Annotated in this window: 3 protein-coding genes; 2 read left to right on the forward strand and 1 reads right to left on the reverse strand. The window is 46.2% G+C overall.

Annotated elements, in window-relative coordinates; all coding sequences use genetic code 11:
• Together ACR2PX_RS01970 and ACR2PX_RS01975 are read left to right on the forward strand one after the other, a co-directional pair.
• Positions 1-194, forward strand: a 194-nt coding sequence (locus tag ACR2PX_RS01970) for a hypothetical protein (RefSeq protein ID WP_433997678.1), incomplete at its 5' end; no start/stop codon positions are given.
• Between the two features lie 133 nt (positions 195-327).
• Positions 328-1,632 (forward strand): glycerophosphodiester phosphodiesterase family protein, encoded by a 1,305-nt coding sequence (locus ACR2PX_RS01975; RefSeq protein WP_433997679.1) that lies wholly within the window; start codon positions 328-330, stop codon positions 1,630-1,632.
• A gap of 25 nt (positions 1,633-1,657) precedes the next feature.
• Here ACR2PX_RS01975 and ACR2PX_RS01980 read toward each other — a convergent pair whose 3' ends face one another.
• On the reverse strand, positions 1,658-2,326 hold the full coding sequence (locus ACR2PX_RS01980) for a hypothetical protein (RefSeq protein WP_433997680.1): 669 nt from the start codon (positions 2,324-2,326) through the stop codon (positions 1,658-1,660).
• Positions 2,327-2,482: the final 156 nt, after the last annotated feature.

The raw sequence follows: 2,482 nt of genomic DNA on the forward strand, positions 1-2,482 counted from the left end.
TAGGTGCATTACCTGTAAAACTGATGTTTTTTAGAATCAGGGAAAACAGCCTGACTGCTTCTCAGGAAAATCCGGCAAAACTATACGACGAAAGGTGTTCTACCTGTGCTTTGAAATTCCTATACATCGAAGCCATCCTTCTTTCAAAAGACAGAAGACTTAAAAATACCAATAAAATAAGTCTCTTGACTTAATAGCTTCATTGCAAACCCTCAAAAATGTGACCGGGTTTTCTTTAATCCATCAAAGATTCATCTGGGCTTAACAAGACAGCAATATCTGGGCTCTACTGTGGATTCACTTTATAAAAACAATAAGGAATCTTACATGCGCCGGCTTATCACATTGATCTGGATAGTCTTGCCTGTAATGGCCTACGCCAACGTCGATCAACAACATCTGTCGAGTGACGCTTTTTACGAATACTTCAAAAGTCGTTCATCGATTCAGTTGGGTCCAAGACCTTACTATCTGGTCAATGATATGGACGCTGGCCCACTTAAAGAAACGCTGAAAGCCTGCAGCAATATCAAACGCTTCAAAAAATCTGACTTTTCCATCGGGCATCGTGGTGCTCCCATGCAGTTTCCGGAACACACTCAAGAATCCTATGAAGCGGCAGCCAGAATGGGCGCAGGCATCCTGGAATGCGATGTGACATTCACTCAGGATAAGGAGCTGGTCTGCCGTCACTCCCAGTGTGACCTTCATACCACCACCAACATTCTGGAAACTGAACTGGCTCAGCAATGCTCGGAGCCTTTTAAGCCCGCTACTTTTGATGAAAATGGCAACCTGCTGGCGCCGGCATCTGCCAAGTGCTGCACCAGTGACATTACCCTGGAACAATTCAAAACTCTGAAAGGGAAAATGGATGCCTCTAATCCAAAAGCAAAAACCGTAGCTGAATACCTGGACGGTACCGCTAACTGGAGAACTGATCTCTATGCCAGCCGTGGCACTCTGTTGACTCACAGAGAAAGTATTCAGCTGTTCAAGAAACTGCGTGTGAAGATGACACCTGAACTCAAATCACCCAGTGTGCCCATGCCCTTCGACGGTTTCAGTCAGCAAGACTACGCGCAAAAGCTGATCAACGAATACCGGGAAGAAGGTGTTTCTCCACGAAAAGTTTGGCCACAGTCGTTTAATCAACAGGATGTAGAGTACTGGATTAATAATAATCCTCGCTTTGGTCGTCAGGCCGTTTATCTGGATGGACGCTACGATAATCCGGCCTTTGATCATCGCAAGCCACAAACCTGGTCACCTTCCATGACAGAGCTGGCTGAACGTGGCGTACAAATCATTGCACCGCCAATGTGGATGCTGCTGGATGTTGAGGACGGAAAAGTCGTTCCTTCTCTTTATGCCTTGTCAGCGAGAGATGCCGGACTGGATATCATCACCTGGACGGTTGAACGTTCTGGTCCACTGACGAATGGCGGAGGCTGGTACTATCAAACCCTGAACGGACAGAACCCTCCTGAGGGCTACAGCCAGAGTGTTATCAATAATGATGGCGATATGATGACCGTCATTGATGTGCTGGCTACGGAAGTAGGTGTTCTCGGGATTTTCTCAGACTGGCCTGCAACTACCAGCTACTATGCCAACTGCATGGGTCTATAAATCATATGAGTGCCTGGTAGTTTGTCTACCAGGCACTCACTGCTTCAGGGATAATCGGCTGAATTACATTCACGTTTTTTACCGGACGAATTTCATTTTCATAAAAGGGACCCGTCTTATTCACCGCAGCCTTGAACGGGTCTGAAATCATTATTGTAGGCATGAGCTCCAACTCAAATATCGGACTCACAGCCCGTTGCTGATTGGAACCGTATTGAATACTACCCTGATTGATATACTTTGTTTCCGAACGGCTCCCCCAGTTACAACACCAACAGCAAAGTGTCCAAAAACAGGATTCACAGCCTGAATCCATACCCATATCTGGATCAGGGTCATCATCAGGCCCACGCTCCCTGTTCTCGGATTTTGTTTGATCAGGGAGAAGAGCTAACAACCTTTCCAGATCGTCACTGGGTCTTTTAATGAAGTAGGTCAGATTCATTCCTCCTACGCTGACTATTATCCGGATTGTCTTCCGATCCCAATCCGATAAGGTGACCTTTATTGATTCAGAAGAGTTCGTAAGAGAGAACAGGGTGAATGTCATCATGTTGAGAACATTGCCATGATTATTCACGTTACTTATTTGCACCTGACTTGAAAGCGAATGACTCGACATGGCATTGTTAAAGTCTGCCAAAGACACCGTACCGGAAACGGGTTGGTCATTGGCCATAACGAATGCGGCCACAATCAATGCCAGATAGAGATCGGTAGCTAATACTCGATTCTGCAGTTTTTAGCGTTTGACGAAGGAAGATTCTTGTGGACTGCGGAACCAGTCTACTACTGTGACTCTTGTGCCAAGCCTAGCGAGGTACAATCAACATCACAGCAGCAGGCTGGC

Origin of the sequence: Endozoicomonas sp. (assembly GCF_051008435.1) — a bacterium.
GTDB lineage: Bacteria > Pseudomonadota > Gammaproteobacteria > Pseudomonadales > Endozoicomonadaceae > Endozoicomonas_A.

Coding starts and splice junctions, on each gene's coding strand:
- ACR2PX_RS01975 (WP_433997679.1), top strand. CDS start 328: ATGCGCCGGCTTATCACATTGATCTGGATAGTCTTGCCTGTAATGGCC.